The sequence below is a fragment of the Desulfosediminicola ganghwensis genome (assembly GCF_005116675.2).
In the GTDB taxonomy this organism is placed as follows: domain Bacteria; phylum Desulfobacterota; class Desulfobulbia; order Desulfobulbales; family Desulfocapsaceae; genus Desulfopila; species Desulfopila ganghwensis.
In genome coordinates this window covers 3,067,270-3,084,101 of record NZ_CP050699.1, presented here as the reverse complement: position 1 = coordinate 3,084,101, position 16,832 = coordinate 3,067,270, and the positions used below count along the sequence as shown (strand labels likewise).

The following is a 16,832-nucleotide window of genomic DNA, read 5'->3' as shown; positions in this document are numbered from 1 at the left end:
TCGTTTCTTAATGCAAGTGGAATCAACCTGGGCATACCCCATCAAGGACAACCATGAACAGCACAGCAGTCACTGAAAATTACATCCTTTCCGGCAATAAGACATATTGCAACTACTGCCCCGGTTACTGCTGTTATAGCCTGGAAGGTTCGACACTATTACTGGACTCGGACGATATCAACCGTCTGGCCAGACATTTCAGGATCAGCGACGGTCAAACACGCAATCTCTATATAAAGGAGAATAATACCTTTAAAACCAGACCTGATGGCTCGTGTATTTTCTTGAGCAACGACAAGATGTGCTCCCGATGCACCATCCACCAGGCCAGACCAAGGCAATGCAGGGAGTTCCCATATCACTCCCCATGCCCCTACCTTGAGCGTGAAGATCTGCTGCAGCAAATCCAACCAAGGGTGGAACAAGCACTGTCAGCCGGCAAGAACAATTCCTGACAATGTTAAGATCTGGTCCCTCCACCCATTTTCTCCACCACACTCTTTACTTTATCTTCCATCGTCTGGGGCCTGTCGACCCTGGTCCCGAGTTTTATGGTGGTGGTGATTCTGGGTGCGCCCATCTCGTGGATCTTCTCATGGCATTTTTTCACAACAGCCATGACATCATCCCACTCCCCCTCGATATTGGTACCATAGGCATGCAGACTTGATTTTAGTCCTGCCTTCTGGATTATCTCTTCGCAGGCAACGACATATTGTGATACAGAAACGCCGACTCCAAGGGGAACTACGCACAGATCAAGAATTACCTTCATTTTCCACTCCCGTCTTCTTCTATCATTGACCCCTCATATGGGTGATTACTTAAATCCTAAAAATTACAGAAAGTTGTCTGGTTTCGAGTCTACACATTAAGCGTAAAGGTTCAGTACTCAACCCAGAGCCCTGCACCGCAAAAAATATGAGCCGGGTGAACTCCCCGAACAGTGAAAAGCCGACCAGAATGACAATCTTAACATTCCGGTGTGTTAATGATTTAACCGGAACGATTTCATAAAATTTTCAGGCTGACAATATAATTGAAAAATACCATATGGCGTGTACTGCTCCAACCACTTCAGCTAACATAGAACCAGAAGCTCTCATAAACAAATACTCTTAAAAGCACTCATCAGCCTAAAAAGTATATATGCCAGCCTATTACAGTGCATCCTGCAAAGAAGTCCTAAAACTCCTCAAGACCGACTCAGGCGGTTTAAGCCAGGCTGAGGCTGAAGACCGGTTGAACCTCTTTGGCCCAAACAGCCTTAAACCGCCTCCACCCATTTCCGCCTGGAAAATACTATTCAATCAATTCTCCAACTTTATTATCTACCTGCTCCTATTTGCCGTACTTTTTTCAATTATTATTGGTGAATACGGTGACTCCCTGGTGATACTCGCCATTCTTGTTTTGAACGGCATAATAGGGTTTTTTCAAGAATACAACGCCAACCGCTCTCTGGAAGCGTTGAAACGGATGGCAACCATTCAGGCCGCGGTTCTGCGCGACGGCAAACTCAAACATGTCACAGCCGAGCAACTGGTCTGTGGCGATATACTGCATCTTGAGCACGGCGATAAAATTCCAGCCGATGCAAGATTGCTCAATGTGGTTGAACTCCAGCTTGATGAATCTCCCCTTACCGGCGAAAGCATGCCGGTAAGGAAACAGACCGCCCCTATCTCCGGTCAACCGGGCCCTGCCGACCAGACCAATATGGTTTTTTCCTCGACCTCTGTTGTCGAAGGACGTGGTCTTGCTGTGGTTACCGCCTGCGGGCAAGAAACAGAAATCGGCAAGATTTCGACTATGATTTCTGAAGCAAAAGAGGAAAAGACACCACTACAGCGTCGCCTCGATCGCTTCGGAAGGAACATAGGCATGGTCATTATCGGCATTTGCCTGCTGGTCTTCCTGCTGCTCATGTCGCGCCTGCGGATCGACGGTGAACCGCTCACCAACACCATCTTTCTGCAATTTGCTTTCATCTCCATCAGCCTTGCTGTAGCTGCTGTGCCCACAGCATTGCCAGCCGTTGTTACCATTGCACTCTCTATAGGAACCCGCCGGCTGCTCAAAAAAAATATGCTGGTTCGAAGACTTACCTCCGTTGAAACCCTTGGCAGCTGTGACGTAATCTGCTCGGACAAAACAGGGACACTGACCCGAAATCAAATGACTGTCAGAGAGGGTTGGTGCCTCGGTACATCCGTCGATTTTGATCAGGATGATGGTATTCATGCCATCGCAAAAAGCGAACAGCTCAATTTGCTTTTTACGGCAGGAGTCGCCTGTAACAACAGTCTGGCCAATTTACGCTCAGACTCCGGTGGTAATCCCACTGAACTCGCCCTGCTGAGGGCTGCGGATAAAGCGGGCATAACGTTCGAAGGAAAGCGCCTGGCCGAGCGCCCTTTCAATTCACGAAGAAAATGTATGAGTGTGGCTGTTGAGTCCGAAAACCGCAGCCTGCTCTACTCCAAAGGTGCCCCAGAGCAAATGTTGAATCGTTGTACCCATGCAGTCATTCAGGACTCATCCCCAGCGATGAAACGAATTCCGCTCTCTGAGACTGAGAGAAATGATATCAGCGATACATATCACCGGTTCGGAGCGCAGGCAATGCGGGTGATCGCCTTTGCTTATCGCGAGATTTCAGACAACGAGGATTTTGATGATTTAGCCGAAGAGGGGCTTACCTTCATAGGCCTGCAGGCTATGATCGACCCTCCCAGGGAAGGAGTTGTCAGCGCCATCGAAAAAGCCAAGCTCGCTCATATTCGGGTAATCATGATCACCGGGGACCACAGGGAAACGGCGAACGCGATCGCCAGGCAGACCGGAATCGAGGGAGAATGCGTAACTGGTCCTGAGATAGATGCGATGAACGACATAGATCTGGCGGTAACACTCGATACAACAAATATTTTTGCCAGGGTCGTACCCGAGCATAAACAGCGGATTGTCAGTGGTCTCCAGGATAAAGGCCATATCGTCGCCATGACTGGTGACGGGGTGAATGATGCCCCTGCCCTGAAAAAAGCAGATATTGGTATCGCTATCGGCAGCGGCACCGATGTTGCCCACGAAGCTGCCGACTTTGTGCTGCTCGACGATTCTTTTACCAGCATAGTAGCTGGCATAGAAGAAGGCAGAGGTATTTATGAAAATATCCAGAAGTCTATCATGCTGTTACTTTCAGGCAACCTGATGGAGGTGCTGGTTATCTTTCTCGCCGTGCTGCTTGGTTTTAATCTGCCGCTCACCGCCCTGCTTCTGCTGTGGATCAATCTCATTACCGATGGCGCCCCTGCCCTCGCCTACAGTGTAGACCCCTACGGTACCGCTATAATGCAGAGACCTCCTATTCCACCTGGTGAAGGGATTCTTCCCAGGACAAAGCTACGCCTTCTTGTATGCCTGGGTAGCATAGGAGCCTTGATCAGTCTTGTTCTTTTTCAGCTTACCGGTGGAGGTGGCAATGAAGTGGCCGATATTCAACGCGGCCAGACTGTTGTCTTCAGCTATATAGTGCTCTTTGAAATGATACTGGTTTTCATCCTTCGAAGAAGTTATCAGGTGCCCCTATTGAGTAACCACTGGCTCTGGATCGCGGTTGTGTTTTCTCTTGCAACCCAGATCTTCATTCTCTACACCCCGGCCCGTTTCGTTTTTCATGTTACTGCCCTTGAGATACAAGAAATCTGCTACCTGCTGCTGGCCACATTCGTTTTCATGATCCCCGCTCTTATCATTACCAGGGCCAAACCAAACTGAATAAATACCTCCCTTATTTTTTTTCATATGCAAATCAGCTGTGCCAGTTGCTGGAGTACCCTGCAACTCTGATTTTCGTGTCGAAATAGACCCTGTAATTCCCACATTCTTTAGCAGCCAACCCCTATTTTTACGAAATCCTTAAAATCACAGGCCGACACCGGCACCGTTCAAATATTGGCCTTGAAGGAATAACCCACCTTTTAGTTGGGCCAGCGGGCAGAAAATTCTACGTTTCTCGCACCACCATTGAAATTCTGCTGTTCAATTACAACCATATTCGTTATAGTTTCCAGCTTACTTATTGGAGCGTCCTTATATATTAAACAGGATAATTTCAGTATCCCCGGTTTTAACACTGCATTATTGTGTCTGCGCAGACGGCCTGATTACACAATCTTATGCCCGCTGCTTATCATTAAAGCTTTTGAACACAGCATTCATATTACATCCAGCCGTGCGGCCTTGAAGGAGCAACGATGAAAGAACTTTACAACTCGGACCAGGAAATACACTCCCTGATAAAGCAGGAAGAACTGCGCCAGGCAGCGAAAATTCGTCTTATCGCCTCAGAGAACTATGTGTCTCTTCCAGTGATGCAGGCTACCGGTTCTGTTCTTACCAATAAATATTCCGAGGGGTATGCAGGAAAGCGCTATTATGAAGGGCAGCAGCTTATCGACCAGATAGAACTGCTTGCCATCGAGCGTGTCAAAGAACTTTTCGGGGCAGAGCATGTCAACGTTCAGCCATACTCCGGTTCCCCTGCCAACCTCGCTGTTTACCTTGCATTTCTAAATGCGGGAGACACCATTCTCGGCATGGCTCTTCCACACGGCGGCCACCTTACTCATGGCTCCCACGTCAGCATCTCTGGAAAGTACTTCGACGCACACCATTACAGCCTCGACAAGGAAACCGGACTGTTGAACTACGATACTATCCGTGAGACAGCCTTGGCCTGCAAACCGAAGTTGCTGATTGCCGGGCACTCTGCCTACCCGCGTATCCCTGATTTCAAGATCTTCCGCGAAATCGCAGACGAAGTTGGTGCGATCCTGCTGGTCGATATGGCCCATTTTGCTGGCCTGGTTGCCGGTGGCGCTCATCCTTCGCCAGTGCCCTATGCAGACGTTGTAACCACCACAACCCACAAATCGCTGCGTGGTCCGCGCGGCGCCATGATTCTCTGCAAAGAAAAGCATGCTGCAGCGATCGACAAAGCCGTTTTCCCTGGAATTCAGGGTGGACCGCACGACAGTACTACTGCGGCAATCGCCGTTGCCATGAAAGAAGCCTCAAGCGATGCGTTCAAGAGTTACGCAGCCCAGGTTGTAAAAAATGCCCGGGTCCTGGCAGACAATCTCATATCCAACGGTTTCCAGCTCGTGACCGGCGGAACCGATAACCACCTGATGCTCGTGGACCTGACCAACAAAGGCGTTCCTGGAAAGAAGGCCGCTAAAGCTTTGGATGCGGCAGGAATCGTATTGAACTACAACGCGGTACCTTTCGATCCTCGTAAACCGTTCGACCCCTCCGGAATCCGCATCGGTGCTTGCGCTGTCACATCCCGCGGTTTTAGTGAGAAAGAAATGGTTTTCATCGGTGAGAAAATCAATTCCGTCATAAATGATGTGGAAAACGTAGAATTGCAGAAAAAAATTGCCTCAGAGGTCAAGGAGCTTTGCGGCAACTTCCCGGCACCTGGCCTGGAGCACCTCGCGTAATCCCGCCCAGCCGGAAAAAGTAATAAGCCAGGGGGATGTTTCTTCGGAAACATCCCCTTTTTTTGTTTTTCTTCTCCTCTAATGATTTCAGACGGTCAAACTCCGATTTCATTACACCTGCTCTGCACTCAATCAGAACCCCTAAAAGCCGTATCTCAATTTTAATATAATATCATTTACGTAACCTATTCAGCGTATCAGGGGACATTGATTTTTTTCCGCAATGCTGAATATCGCGCGCTCCCATCAGATGGTCAGGACAACTCAAAAAACCGAGCCATTTTCAAAAAATCGTTTATATTCTTCTGCCCCTGTGATGTGTTTTACACTCTCAAAATTCGGCCTTAGCATGGCTGCCAAATTGCACTCCCCCCTTCTCCCGGCAGATGGAGAAGATCAACCTCATATTGCAACCCAAACCCCATGATCAGCTTGCGTCCATCACTTAGAGCCAACATCTATTATCTTTATCTGATCAAACTTTCTAAATGGTTTATGCTGATCATGCCTATTGTCGCTCTCTACTACTCCGACAACGGTCTGGACGAATTCGACATCTACCTGCTGCAGGCGATCTACTCCATCAGCGTCGCAATAATGGAGATACCCTCAGGGTATATGGGCGATGTCATAGGCCGTAAGAAATCCCTCATCCTTGGAGCCATCCTCGGCACATTGGGGTTTATGCTCTATGCCGTCTCAGGAACATTCAGCCAGTTCCTGGTGGCTGAGATCATTCTGGGCCTTGGCGGCAGCTTTATCTCCGGCTCAGACTCAGCCCTGCTATATGATTCGTTAAAAGACTCCGAAGAAGAACATCTCTACCTGAGGTACGAAGGCAGGATCACCGCGCTAGGCAATTTAGCAGAGACACTGGCCGCCATCTGCGGTGGTTTGATTGCCGCTTTTCTCAGCTACCGTGCAGTATATGGCGCGCAGGCAATCATTGCAGCCATAGCCATTCCGGCCTCGCTGATGCTGGTTGAGCCGAAGCGAGCGATTTTAACAGATCGCCCCGGCTTAAAGCAGATTCTCACAATCTGCCACCAGTCACTGTTTGTAAACCTGAAACTTTGTTCAACTATTCTGCTCTCTTCAATTATCGGCACCTGCACCCTGTGCATGGCCTGGACTGCCCAGGTCTATTTCGTCGAAAGGGGTCTCAATGAAGTGAGCATTACCCCAATCTGGGTAGTTCTCAACCTTATGGTCGCCCTGGTTTCCGCCTTCGCCTACAAAGTTCGGGATACTTTTGGCCCAAAACTGGTCGTGATCTCCATAGTCATTTACATCCCTGTTGGCTATATCCTGCTTGGAGCCTTACCTCTCGCAGCTGGATTGTTTTCATTACTTCTATTTTATGCAGTACGCGGGTATGCAACGCCGCTGTTGAAAGATCTCACCAACTATTACTGTGCATCGGATATACGTGCGACGGTGCTTTCCATACGCAGCCTGATCATACGCACCGGTTTCAGCATACTCGGTCCATTAATCGGCTATGGGGCACGCCACTCAAGCCTTTCCACTACCCTTGTTATGACGGGCCTGTTACTCCTCATATTGTCCATTGGCGCCTGCTTCTTTTTCTTTCACCAGATACCGGGAGGAGATCCGGAAAAAGCACACACGTAACAGATTATATGGTATATTTATTGAATCAGAAAAAATAATTCTTCTTTGCATTGACAACAATGGCAACAGAACATCCCATAGACAGCCCTACAAAAACCGCATTGGCATGCACCACTAAATGTCACATTCTGGTTGTTGATGATGAACCTATTAATCAGCAGATCATGGGGGCTATGCTGAATCGATTTGGCTGCACTGTTAAAAATGCAGCCAATGGGCAGCTTGCTCTGGCCGCTGCTTCATCGGAAAATTTCGATCTCATCTTTATGGACATCCAGATGCCGGTGATGGATGGAATTGAAGCCACCCGGCAATTACGTACCAACAGGGCGTACGCCAAAAATGCCGTTACCCCGATTGTTGCCCTCAGTGCCTATGCCATAGCTGGTGATAATTCAAGATGGCTTGATGCCGGAATGAATGACCACCTGGCAAAACCAGTTACCCTTGATTCTCTCCAGCACATTCTCGAAGTGCACCTCAAAAAATAATTCGGTTTGTCCTGGTGTGCACCTATAACTTCTCTTTTTTAGAAAGCGGTTCCTTTCCTGACTTCTGATGTCATCAGAATGCCTAACCAGCACGCTATCAGCCAACACTTTGCGCTTCTTTTGCTTTTCAGCAAAAAATAACTACCATTCACCTGCTACATAAAATACAATATTGCCGGTTAAGGTTTGAAAATTACCTCATATTTTTGAACACCTTATTTGCAACCGTCTCCGCGCGTATGATCCATAGCGATTGTCTTTCAGCCAAGGTGAATCATCCCATTTTTTTCACCAAATATTTTGACACAAGTAATATAACGTATTACTTTGATTAAGCATTAAATTAAATACTATTGCTGTATAAAATTATTACTCTTTGAGCTAATATGACACGTACACATCTTACAGTCCTGGCCATATCCTTATTGAGCCTCAGTGTCACAACGACAAATAGTATTTCTGCCGTTGCCACATACGGGCAGGGGGAAGAGAGCGCAAGAGAACGGGCTCTCCAGATCACCGGGAAATGGACTCTGGCCGATGCAGTTGACTTTGCCCTGGCAAACAACCCTGCCCCAAAAATAGCTAAAGACAGCACAACAGCGCGTGCTTCCGAGGTCGATGCCGCAAATTCTGCTTTTTTCCCGTCACTTACCCTGGCTTCAGAGTATAGCCAGACTGATAGACCAATGTACTCTTTTGGCAACATTCTCAACCAGGGTGCCTTTGACGACTCCATTGATTTCAATAATCCAGGCAGAACTGATGCCCTGGTACTTGAAGCACGAATCGACTACCCCATCTATGACGGCGGCAAGAGGCGTGCACGTGTCGATCAGGCACAGGCTGCAGAAGTAGCAGCCCTTCACCATCAAGAGGATGTAGAGCAAAACCTGGCATTTGAGGTGATACAGAGTTTTCACCGAATAGTGCAGGCCGGAGAGATGGTTACGGTGCGAAAAGCTGAGATCAACGCCATAACCGCTTCACTCCAGGTGGGCCAGGCGCGATTCGAGGCGGGCGCTTTATTGCGGGAAGATCTGCTCAACCTGGAACTGCAGAAGGAACGTGCAACGGAAAACCATATCCGGAGCATCCATAACCAACGGTTGGCAAAAACACGATTCTGGAACCTGCTTGGCTTTGAAAGCACTCCCCCAGACATTATGCCCGAGCATGTCACTGTTCAAAGCATTCCCAAGTCGATCACCCCTGAAAACCGGCGGGAATTGAAGTTGATGGAGGCGAAAATCCGCCAAGGTGAAGCAGTACTGCAACATGCCAAGGGAGATAGCCTGCCAACCATAGACAGTTTTGGTCAATACCAGTTTGAGCACGGTACAATACTTGGCGAATCTGGTGATTCCTGGCTTGCCGGTGTGCGATTGGAATACAGCCTGTACAACGGCAATCGTACAGAAGCTATGGTTGCCGCAGCAAAAGCTGAACTCGCTGGCTTAAAGCGGGAACATGAACGATTACGGCTTGCCATAAGCCTTGATATCCAACAGGCGGAAATTCAATACCAGCAATCACTCGAGCGACTTCAGGTCACTGAAAAGATGGTACAGGTAGCTGAAAAGAGCTCTGAATTAAGCCGGGCCCGTTTCCAGGAGGGACTCATTCTCGTCAGCGATCTGATAGATTTTGAAATGCGCCTCACCGACGCCAAGGCACGCAGAGCCTCCGCCCGTGCAGACAACCAGATAGCCATCGCCAACCTGCGCCGGGCCGTCGGCATCGATCAATTTCCAGTAACAAACTCTCTGTAAGGATATGCTCATGAAACATTTCGACGCGCTCAACACTATCCTGGTAGGCGTTGCTCTCCTATCCAGTATATTTCTGGCAGGATGTGACAACGCTGAACAACGCCAGCCTGACCCACGCCATATGGAGCCGGCCAAAGTCACTCTCGGTATAGCTTCCATGATGCCTGTGATGAACCAGATCGAGCTTATCGGTACTGTTGAATCGGTCAACAAGGCTGAAATTGCCGCGAAAGTCAGTGGCACCATCACTGCCATGCCCATTGTACTCGGCTCCCGGGTCCAAAAAGGCGATTTGCTGGTGGAGATAAGCGCCGGGGAGATCGATGCCAAATTACAGCAATCACACGCTCAACTCGAACAGGCCAGACGAAACCTGGCCCGGGAAAGGACACTGCTGAAGAAAAACGCCGCAACTCCCGAAACAGTAAAATCATTGGAAGAATCGCTTGCTATAGCCCAGGCGGCTTATAGAGAAGCGAACATCATGCAAAGCTATACCAGAGTGCTTGCTCCATTTGACGGGAGAATCACTCGTAAAGACAGCCATGTCGGTGACATGGCAAGACCAGGTAAGCCTTTGGTACGAGTCGAAGATGAGATTAAACTGCAAGTGCTCACCCACATTCCCGAATCAATAATCTCCAAAATTACAATAGGGGATCAGCTCGATATACGTGTACCAGCACCAGATCTGACAATTACCGGCAGGGTTTCAGAACTCTCCCCAACCGCCAACCCCACCACCAGAAGCGGTGAGGTTAAGCTCGACCTCCAAGCCAATCCGGCTCTCCAGCCCGGACAATTCGCCAGGGTTGCAATAGCCCTCGACAACGCTTCGATGCTTGCTGTACCTATCGGCGCCATCAGTACCCATGGACAGATGCAAAGAGTTTTTGTCGTGCAGGATGGCATAGCCAGGCTCAGATTGGTCCGTTGCGGTGCGACTTATGGTGATGTTGTCGAAATTTTATCAGGACTTGCAGTTGATGAAAAAGTCGTTGTAGCCGGCCATCAAAAGCTGCACGACCTGCAACCGGTGATATTCGATTAACTCGAACTTCTCATTTTAAACAGAGACCAAGTCATATTATTCAATACCTGTCATGACAGATAAAAAGACACATGCACCCGGCTTTGCCGGACGCCTTGCCGCCGCCTTTGTTTCCTCGAGACTGACCCCGCTCTTTATCTTTGCTTCGATTCTGCTTGGCTTTCTGGCAATCATGATGTTGCCCAGAGAGGAGGAACCACAGATAAAGGTGCCGATGATCGACGTTATGGTCTCCATGCCGGGAGCAACGCCCAAGGAAGTTGAACAGCAGCTCACAATTCCCATGGAGAAACTGCTCTATGAACTTCCAGGCGTCGAATATATCTACTCCACGTCCATGGCCGGCCAGAGCATGCTGGTGGTACGGTTCTATGTAGGCGAAAATTTAGAGACCTCAATCGTGCGGCTGAACCAGAAGCTCGCTACCAATTTCGATCGTATCCCCTACTCGGTAACCCCACCCCTGATCAAACCGCACACCATCGATGATGTGCCGATACTTGCGCTCACCTTCCACGGGACAAATTACGATCACGCCACTTTGCGAAGACTTGCGGCTCAGGTTGATGACAGTATCAAATCTATCCATAATGTTGCTGAAACCAAACTGATTGGTGGCACCAGGCGTCAGCTGACAATTCATTTCGACCCACTCCTGCTTGCCTCGCGAAACCTGACAGTAGCTGAACTGGCACCTAAAATCCAACAGGTCAATCTACAGTCCTATTCTGGCAGTCTGCTCTCCCGTAATCAGGAAGTGCTGGTTCAGACAGGTACCTTTCTTAACTCAAGCGAAGAGATAAAACGCATTGTAGTAGGTGTCTACGGTAATTTACCGGTCTATCTCGAAGATGTGGCAACTGTCACCGATGGCCCTGAAGAACCATCTAATTACGTGCTCTTCGGCACACCTGGCGAGGGTGAGCCCCAGGCAGCCGTAACCCTTTCAATTGCTAAACGGCCAGGTGCCAATGCGGTGCAGGTGGTCCATGAAGTATTGGAGAAAGTCGATAATCTCAAAGGCGTCATCATCCCAGGTGATCTTGAGGTAACCGTAACCCGCGATTATGGCGAAACTGCTGCCGAGAAGTCCAATGAGTTGCTGCTACATATGGGCATTGCTGTGTTCGGCGTTGCAATTCTGATCCTTCTATTCCTCGGTTGGCGCGAGTCTATGGTAGTAATGCTCGCTATCCCATCAACCCTGGCGCTGACTTTGCTGGTCTTTTATCTATACGGCTACACCTTGAACCGCATCACCCTCTTTGCGTTGATATTTTCCATCGGTATTCTGGTTGATGACGCCATTGTAGTTGTTGAAAATATCGTTCGGCATCTTCATCTGCCGGGGAACTCTCGCAAGTCGCGTGTCCAGATTGCTATTGAAGCCGTAATCGAAGTCGGCAATCCGACGATTCTCGCCACCTGGGCTGTAATCGCGGCAATTTTGCCCATGGCGTTTGTTGGTGGGTTGATGGGCCCCTATATGCGCCCTATCCCTGTCGGTTCATCCGCTGCCATGGTGTTCTCGCTGCTGATCGCTTTCACTGTCACCCCCTGGGCGGCAGCAAGGCTGCTGAGAGCTGCAGTCGATGGTAAAACTGGAAAATCCGCCAACCATGATCAGGTACCGGATGACTGGTTCACTCGCATTTATCATCTGGTAATGGAGCCGCTACTTGCCAGACGGAGCTGGAGACTGCTCTTTTTCACTTCAATTATCACTCTGCTGCTCGGTTCCTTCAGCATGGTCTACCTCGGCCTGGTGAAGGTGAAGATGCTCCCTTTTGACAACAAGAGTGAGTTTCAGATTATTCTGAATATGCCGGAAGGCTCAACTCTTGAACACACCAGCCGGGTCGCCATGGAAATGGCCGAAGTCGTCAGAAAGGATCCTGCAGTGGTCAACTACCAGATTTATACCGGCACAGCTTCACCATATAATTTTAACGGATTAGTCCGCCATTATTTCATGCGCTCCGGCCCGACCGTTGCCGATATTCAGGTGAACCTGCAACCAAAGAATGAACGCAGCCTGCAGAGCCACGACATAGCACAACGTATACGTCCGGGGGTGAGTAAGATAGCAGCACGGCATGGTGCAACAGTCGCTGTTGCCGAAGTACCGCCAGGTCCACCTGTCCTGCAAACCCTGGTGGCGGAAATTTATGGCCCAACAGATGAAGCCAGGCTCAACCTCGCCAACGCTGTCCACGGTATCTTCATCAACACTGAAGGGGTGGTCGATGTGGACTGGTTCAGGGAAGAGGACCGTACCAGGCAGGTGATCACGGTCGATAAGGAAAAAGCCGCCATCAACGGCATCAGTGAAAAGCAGATCACAGAGACCATCGAGGCTGCAATTGGTGGAATGGTTATCGACCTCTTTCACCAACCCAACGACAAAGAGCCAATCAATATGGTGCTCAAGCTACCGCCTGCCGAAAAAGCACGTATTGACTCCATACTCAACATTTCACTCAGACCCGAAACCTCTCCGGACGCAAAGCTGGTTCCACTGCGCGAACTAGTAAACATAAAAGAACGTGCAGTGGAACAACCTATCTACAGAAAAAACCTCAAGCCCGTAATTTATGTGACCGGCGATGTTGCCGGTACGGTGGAGAGCCCGGTCTATGCGATTTTCGATATGAACGCCAAACTTGCCCAGCTCGATGGACGGCTCGTGGGCGGTAGTACAGAATCAATCAAAATATATAACCTGAACCAGCCTTTCGATGAATCTGAACCAGCCATGAAGTGGGATGGCGAGTGGCACATCACTCTGGAGGTCTTTCGTGATCTGGGCCTCGCTTTCTGCGTGGTGATGATCCTGATTTACATGCTGATGGTTGGTTGGTTTAAAAACTACCTCACCCCGTTTGTGGTTATGGCTGCCATCCCGTTTTCCCTGATTGGCATCCTGCCGGCACACTGGGGATTTGGTGCCTTTTTCACGGCTACTTCCATGATTGGTTTCATGGCAGGTGCAGGCATTGTAGTTCGGAATTCGATTATTCTGGTCGATTTTATTGAATTACGGATACAAGAGGGTCACGATCTGGCCAAGGCGGTGGTTGATGCAGGAGCAATACGTTTTCGCCCAATGCTGCTCACCGCACTGGCAGTTGTTGTCGGAGCATCGGTAATTCTGGCCGACCCGATATTCCAGGGGCTGGCCATTGCCTTGATGTTCGGTGAGATTGCCTCACTCCTTATCAGCAGAATGGCTGTACCGGTGCTGTACTATATGTTAAAGAGCGGCAAACTCTAGCCTCATCTGCGCGTCTATATGATAGAATAAACCAAACAGGCTAATATCTCGTGAAGCCGGGTTACACCCGGCTTCATTTCACCCAGCAGCGGCCACCATCCCCTATGACTGAAAAAATATTCAATCCGTTTACCGACCGGTTAAGTCGTGATATTCGGAATACCCTTTCAAGCTCACTGGTTGAATGTCTGGAAGCCGGTAACATCTCCAGTGCGGAAGAGGTCGCAAAACGATATCTCGCCGAACACCCTGCCCCACTATATTCCGAGTATATCCAACAACGACTGCAACTCTACAAAGAGGCAGTAAAGACAATCCACGGCGGTTCAGAAGATCCTATATGGAGGAGTACGATTCTCTGGAACCTCGGGCTATTCTTTGAAATGCACGAGGTGCTCGAGCATGCCTGGTACAGTGCCCAAGGTGACACTAAGCTCATCATGCAGGCCCTGATCAGGGCGGCGGGAGTCTATGTGAAACTGGGCTGCGGCTACAAACCGCAAGCCAGAAAAATGGCAGATAAGGCAATAGATGTTCTGACAATACACCAGGAATTTCTCAGCGACTATTTTCAGCCCGAACCACTACTGAAGGCCCTGCGGGAACTCGATCCTCAACCACCGGAATTAGTAGGATAGATAATTTGTCTTTTACTTTTTCGCATCCCGTATCGTTCAAGCTGCCATCTGCTCATGGCCGGTTTTCATATTGCCGTGCTGGCATACATTGAAATACCGGCCATTTTCCTATAATCCCATTGGCAGCTAGATGGAGCAGGTAGCCATAACCTGATTGTAATCGGTTTTGCCATCAAATATCAGCTGGATACCTTCCTGCAGCAGCACAGTCATGCCGTTATTAATCGCCTCCTGCTTGATCTCTTCGGAGGTCGCTTTGTCGATGATCATTTCTTTAATTTTCTGGCTGGCAATAAGCAGTTCAAAGAGACCAGCCCTTCCTTTATAACCACTGTTATTGCATTTATCGCAGCCCTTGGCCTTGTACAGCACCAACGAATCCGAATAGCTGGTCTGGATATGATCATAAAAAAGGATGCCATATGACTGCACCAGATGATCAAACTCTTTCTTGCTGGGAGTGTATCCCTCTTTACAATCAGGGCAGAGAGTACGAACCAGACGCTGGGCGAGAATACCAATCAGTGAATCTGAGAAATTGAAAGGGTCCAGCCCCATATCGATCAGACGGACAACGGTTTCCGCCGCCGAGTTGGTGTGCAGGGTACTGAAAACCAGATGACCGGTAAGAGATGCCTCGATGGCCATGCCGGCGGTCTCTTCATCTCGCATCTCACCGATCATGATGACATCGGGGTCGGCACGAAGAAAAGCGCGCATTGCAGCGGCAAAGGTATAACCGATACTTGGCTTAACCTGAACCTGCCTGAGTCGATACTGGGTAATCTCAACCGGGTCTTCCGCGGTCCAGATCTTTTTTTCCGGTGTGTTGATGTAATTGAGGGCTGAATGCAGAGTAGTGGTTTTACCGGAACCGGTGGGGCCAACCACCAGAAATAGACCGTGGGGTTTAACCAGGGCCTGGGTTATCCGATTATAAATCCTGGCAGGAGTAATCTGCTCAAGCGGCAATGGCTTTGAGTCTGCAAGGATTCGCAACACCACATCTTCGTTACCGCCTGCGGTTGGGATGGTCGCAACCCTCAGCTCCACGTTGTCCGCTCGGGTTGTGGTGAACTTTATCTTCCCATCCTGGGGTTTTCTTTTAATGGAGATATCCAGATCAGCCATTACCTTTACCCTGGCAATTACCGAAGTGACATTATGTTTTGGAACTCGAAGTATATTTTTGCAATGGCCGTCAATTCTGAACCGAACCTCAGAGTCCTGAGTCATGCCATAAGGTTCAATGTGAATATCTGAAGCTCCAGCATAATATGCGTCTTCCAGAATTTTATTTACAAGCTTTATGGCAGGGCTGTTATCGATCTCAACACGCTCGTCGACTTCCTGGTAATCATGACCATTTAAGCCCGGTTTCTGCTCATACTCCCCTTCCTCTTCGTTGCCCGGCCGGTATTTCTCAAGCACCGCCCTGATGTCATCACCGAAGGACAGGAAGATTTTGGCATGAAGCACGCCATATGTTTTCTTGATCTGGGTGAGATCCGGCTGATTCACCGGGTCCTTGGCTGCCAGAAAAAGCGTGTCGTCCTGCTGCTCGACTGGAATAATGAGATCTCTCTCAAAATTGTCGAAATTACCCTTGGGGACAAGCGAGGCAACAGAGTGAGTGGATTGGGTAAGGTCCATAAATTTGGTCTGATAGACCATGGCCAGAGTATCGCCAAGTTCTTCACGCTCCACCATGAAGTTCTCCATCAACACCGACTCGACATCCCTTTCCTGTTGGGTCGCAATCACCATGGCACGTTCCATTTCCTGCCCGGAGATGATTTCCCTTTTTATAAGTTCCTCATATCTGAGAGGTACCTTTTTGCCGGTCTTATAATGGTTGTAAAGGGCAATACCCAGCGTTTCTGCGAGTTCCGCTATGCGTCGTTCATCGTCAGTATCAAATTCCAGTCCGTCACAACGATTTATGAGCTGAATCACCCCCAACAAATTCTTCTGGTAAACAATTGGTGTGGACAGTACCTGCCGGGTAACGCAGCCACCTTTTTCATCCCAGCGCCTGTCAAAAGTGAGTGTAGGATGTATTCTTTTCAGCCCCTCGGTATCGTATACATTAGGGATATTCAGAGTTTTCTGGGTATCGGCGACAAAACCGATTATGGATTCCCGGTTTATGTCCGTCCTGATTTTCCTAAGTGCCTCCCCCGGCAGCAACACCCAGGAGACCAGCTGATGCTTTTTGGCATCCACCAGAAATATGGTCGCCATCTCGACATCGTACACCTTGAGAATCTTATTGCGTAGCCCAACCATGATAGCATTGGGGCTGGACGCAGCGTGAATCTCATTCATAAGTCGTTTGAAAAGAACATCAAAGGGACTGCTGGAACGAACCTTGGCACTTGGGGGGGCAATTGCAGACATGGAAAACTCCGTCAACACAAATTACGGTGGACAGCAGCACAGCGAAAACGAAACCTCGTTT

General features: G+C 49.1%; 11 protein-coding genes. 9 read left to right on the top strand and 2 right to left on the bottom strand.

Going from position 1 to position 16,832, the window contains the following annotated elements:
* Nucleotides 1–53 precede the first annotated feature (53 nt).
* Entirely contained in the window at nucleotides 54–455 is a 402-nt protein-coding gene (locus FCL45_RS13050) for a YkgJ family cysteine cluster protein (protein ID WP_136797842.1), read from the top strand.
* Nucleotides 456–460: 5 nt separating this feature from the next.
* Here FCL45_RS13050 and FCL45_RS13045 read toward each other — a convergent pair whose 3' ends face one another.
* Nucleotides 461–775, bottom strand: a complete 315-nt coding sequence (locus FCL45_RS13045; protein ID WP_136797843.1) for an MTH1187 family thiamine-binding protein — start codon at nucleotides 773–775, stop codon at nucleotides 461–463.
* A gap of 374 nt (nucleotides 776–1,149) precedes the next feature.
* On the opposite strand from FCL45_RS13045, the gene FCL45_RS13040 reads away from it, so the two are divergent.
* The 8 genes from FCL45_RS13040 (at nucleotide 1,150) to FCL45_RS13005 (ending at nucleotide 14,371) form a co-directional block, all read left to right on the top strand.
* On the top strand, nucleotides 1,150–3,780 hold the full coding sequence (locus tag FCL45_RS13040; protein WP_136797844.1) for a cation-translocating P-type ATPase: 2,631 nt from the start codon (nucleotides 1,150–1,152) through the stop codon (nucleotides 3,778–3,780).
* Between the two features lie 479 nt (nucleotides 3,781–4,259).
* Nucleotides 4,260–5,510, top strand: a complete 1,251-nt coding sequence (locus FCL45_RS13035) for a serine hydroxymethyltransferase (protein ID WP_136797845.1) — start codon at nucleotides 4,260–4,262, stop codon at nucleotides 5,508–5,510.
* A 423-nt stretch (nucleotides 5,511–5,933) separates the two neighbouring features.
* Complete coding sequence (locus FCL45_RS13030; RefSeq protein ID WP_136797846.1) at nucleotides 5,934–7,145, top strand: MFS transporter; 1,212 nt, start codon at nucleotides 5,934–5,936, stop codon at nucleotides 7,143–7,145.
* Between the two features lie 59 nt (nucleotides 7,146–7,204).
* The gene (locus FCL45_RS13025; RefSeq protein WP_136797847.1) at nucleotides 7,205–7,636 is read left to right on the top strand and encodes a response regulator; all 432 of its coding nucleotides are present in this window, start codon (nucleotides 7,205–7,207) and stop codon (nucleotides 7,634–7,636) included.
* A 386-nt stretch (nucleotides 7,637–8,022) separates the two neighbouring features.
* Complete coding sequence (locus FCL45_RS13020; RefSeq protein WP_136797848.1) at nucleotides 8,023–9,408, top strand: TolC family protein; 1,386 nt, start codon at nucleotides 8,023–8,025, stop codon at nucleotides 9,406–9,408.
* 10 nt (nucleotides 9,409–9,418) lie between these two features.
* Complete coding sequence (locus FCL45_RS13015) at nucleotides 9,419–10,459, top strand: efflux RND transporter periplasmic adaptor subunit (protein ID WP_167495786.1); 1,041 nt, start codon at nucleotides 9,419–9,421, stop codon at nucleotides 10,457–10,459.
* Between the two features lie 52 nt (nucleotides 10,460–10,511).
* Nucleotides 10,512–13,733, top strand: coding sequence for an efflux RND transporter permease subunit (locus FCL45_RS13010; protein WP_136797850.1), 3,222 nt, complete (start codon nucleotides 10,512–10,514; stop codon nucleotides 13,731–13,733).
* Nucleotides 13,734–13,837: 104 nt separating this feature from the next.
* Complete coding sequence (locus FCL45_RS13005; protein WP_136797851.1) at nucleotides 13,838–14,371, top strand: DUF309 domain-containing protein; 534 nt, start codon at nucleotides 13,838–13,840, stop codon at nucleotides 14,369–14,371.
* A gap of 126 nt (nucleotides 14,372–14,497) precedes the next feature.
* Here the strand turns inward: FCL45_RS13005 and FCL45_RS13000 are convergent, their stop codons facing one another.
* A complete protein-coding gene (locus FCL45_RS13000) occupies nucleotides 14,498–16,771 on the bottom strand; it encodes a GspE/PulE family protein (RefSeq protein ID WP_136797852.1) in 2,274 nt (757 codons plus the stop codon).
* Nucleotides 16,772–16,832 lie beyond the last annotated feature (61 nt).

Coding starts and splice junctions, on each gene's coding strand:
- FCL45_RS13045 (WP_136797843.1), bottom strand. CDS start 775: ATGAAGGTAATTCTTGATCTGTGCGTAGTTCCCCTTGGAGTCGGCGTT.
- FCL45_RS13030 (WP_136797846.1), top strand. CDS start 5,934: ATGATCAGCTTGCGTCCATCACTTAGAGCCAACATCTATTATCTTTAT.
- FCL45_RS13010 (WP_136797850.1), top strand. CDS start 10,512: ATGACAGATAAAAAGACACATGCACCCGGCTTTGCCGGACGCCTTGCC.
- FCL45_RS13015 (WP_167495786.1), top strand. CDS start 9,419: ATGAAACATTTCGACGCGCTCAACACTATCCTGGTAGGCGTTGCTCTC.
- FCL45_RS13050 (WP_136797842.1), top strand. CDS start 54: ATGAACAGCACAGCAGTCACTGAAAATTACATCCTTTCCGGCAATAAG.
- FCL45_RS13035 (WP_136797845.1), top strand. CDS start 4,260: ATGAAAGAACTTTACAACTCGGACCAGGAAATACACTCCCTGATAAAG.
- FCL45_RS13025 (WP_136797847.1), top strand. CDS start 7,205: ATGGCAACAGAACATCCCATAGACAGCCCTACAAAAACCGCATTGGCA.
- FCL45_RS13000 (WP_136797852.1), bottom strand. CDS start 16,771: ATGTCTGCAATTGCCCCCCCAAGTGCCAAGGTTCGTTCCAGCAGTCCC.
- FCL45_RS13040 (WP_136797844.1), top strand. CDS start 1,150: ATGCCAGCCTATTACAGTGCATCCTGCAAAGAAGTCCTAAAACTCCTC.
- FCL45_RS13020 (WP_136797848.1), top strand. CDS start 8,023: ATGACACGTACACATCTTACAGTCCTGGCCATATCCTTATTGAGCCTC.
- FCL45_RS13005 (WP_136797851.1), top strand. CDS start 13,838: ATGACTGAAAAAATATTCAATCCGTTTACCGACCGGTTAAGTCGTGAT.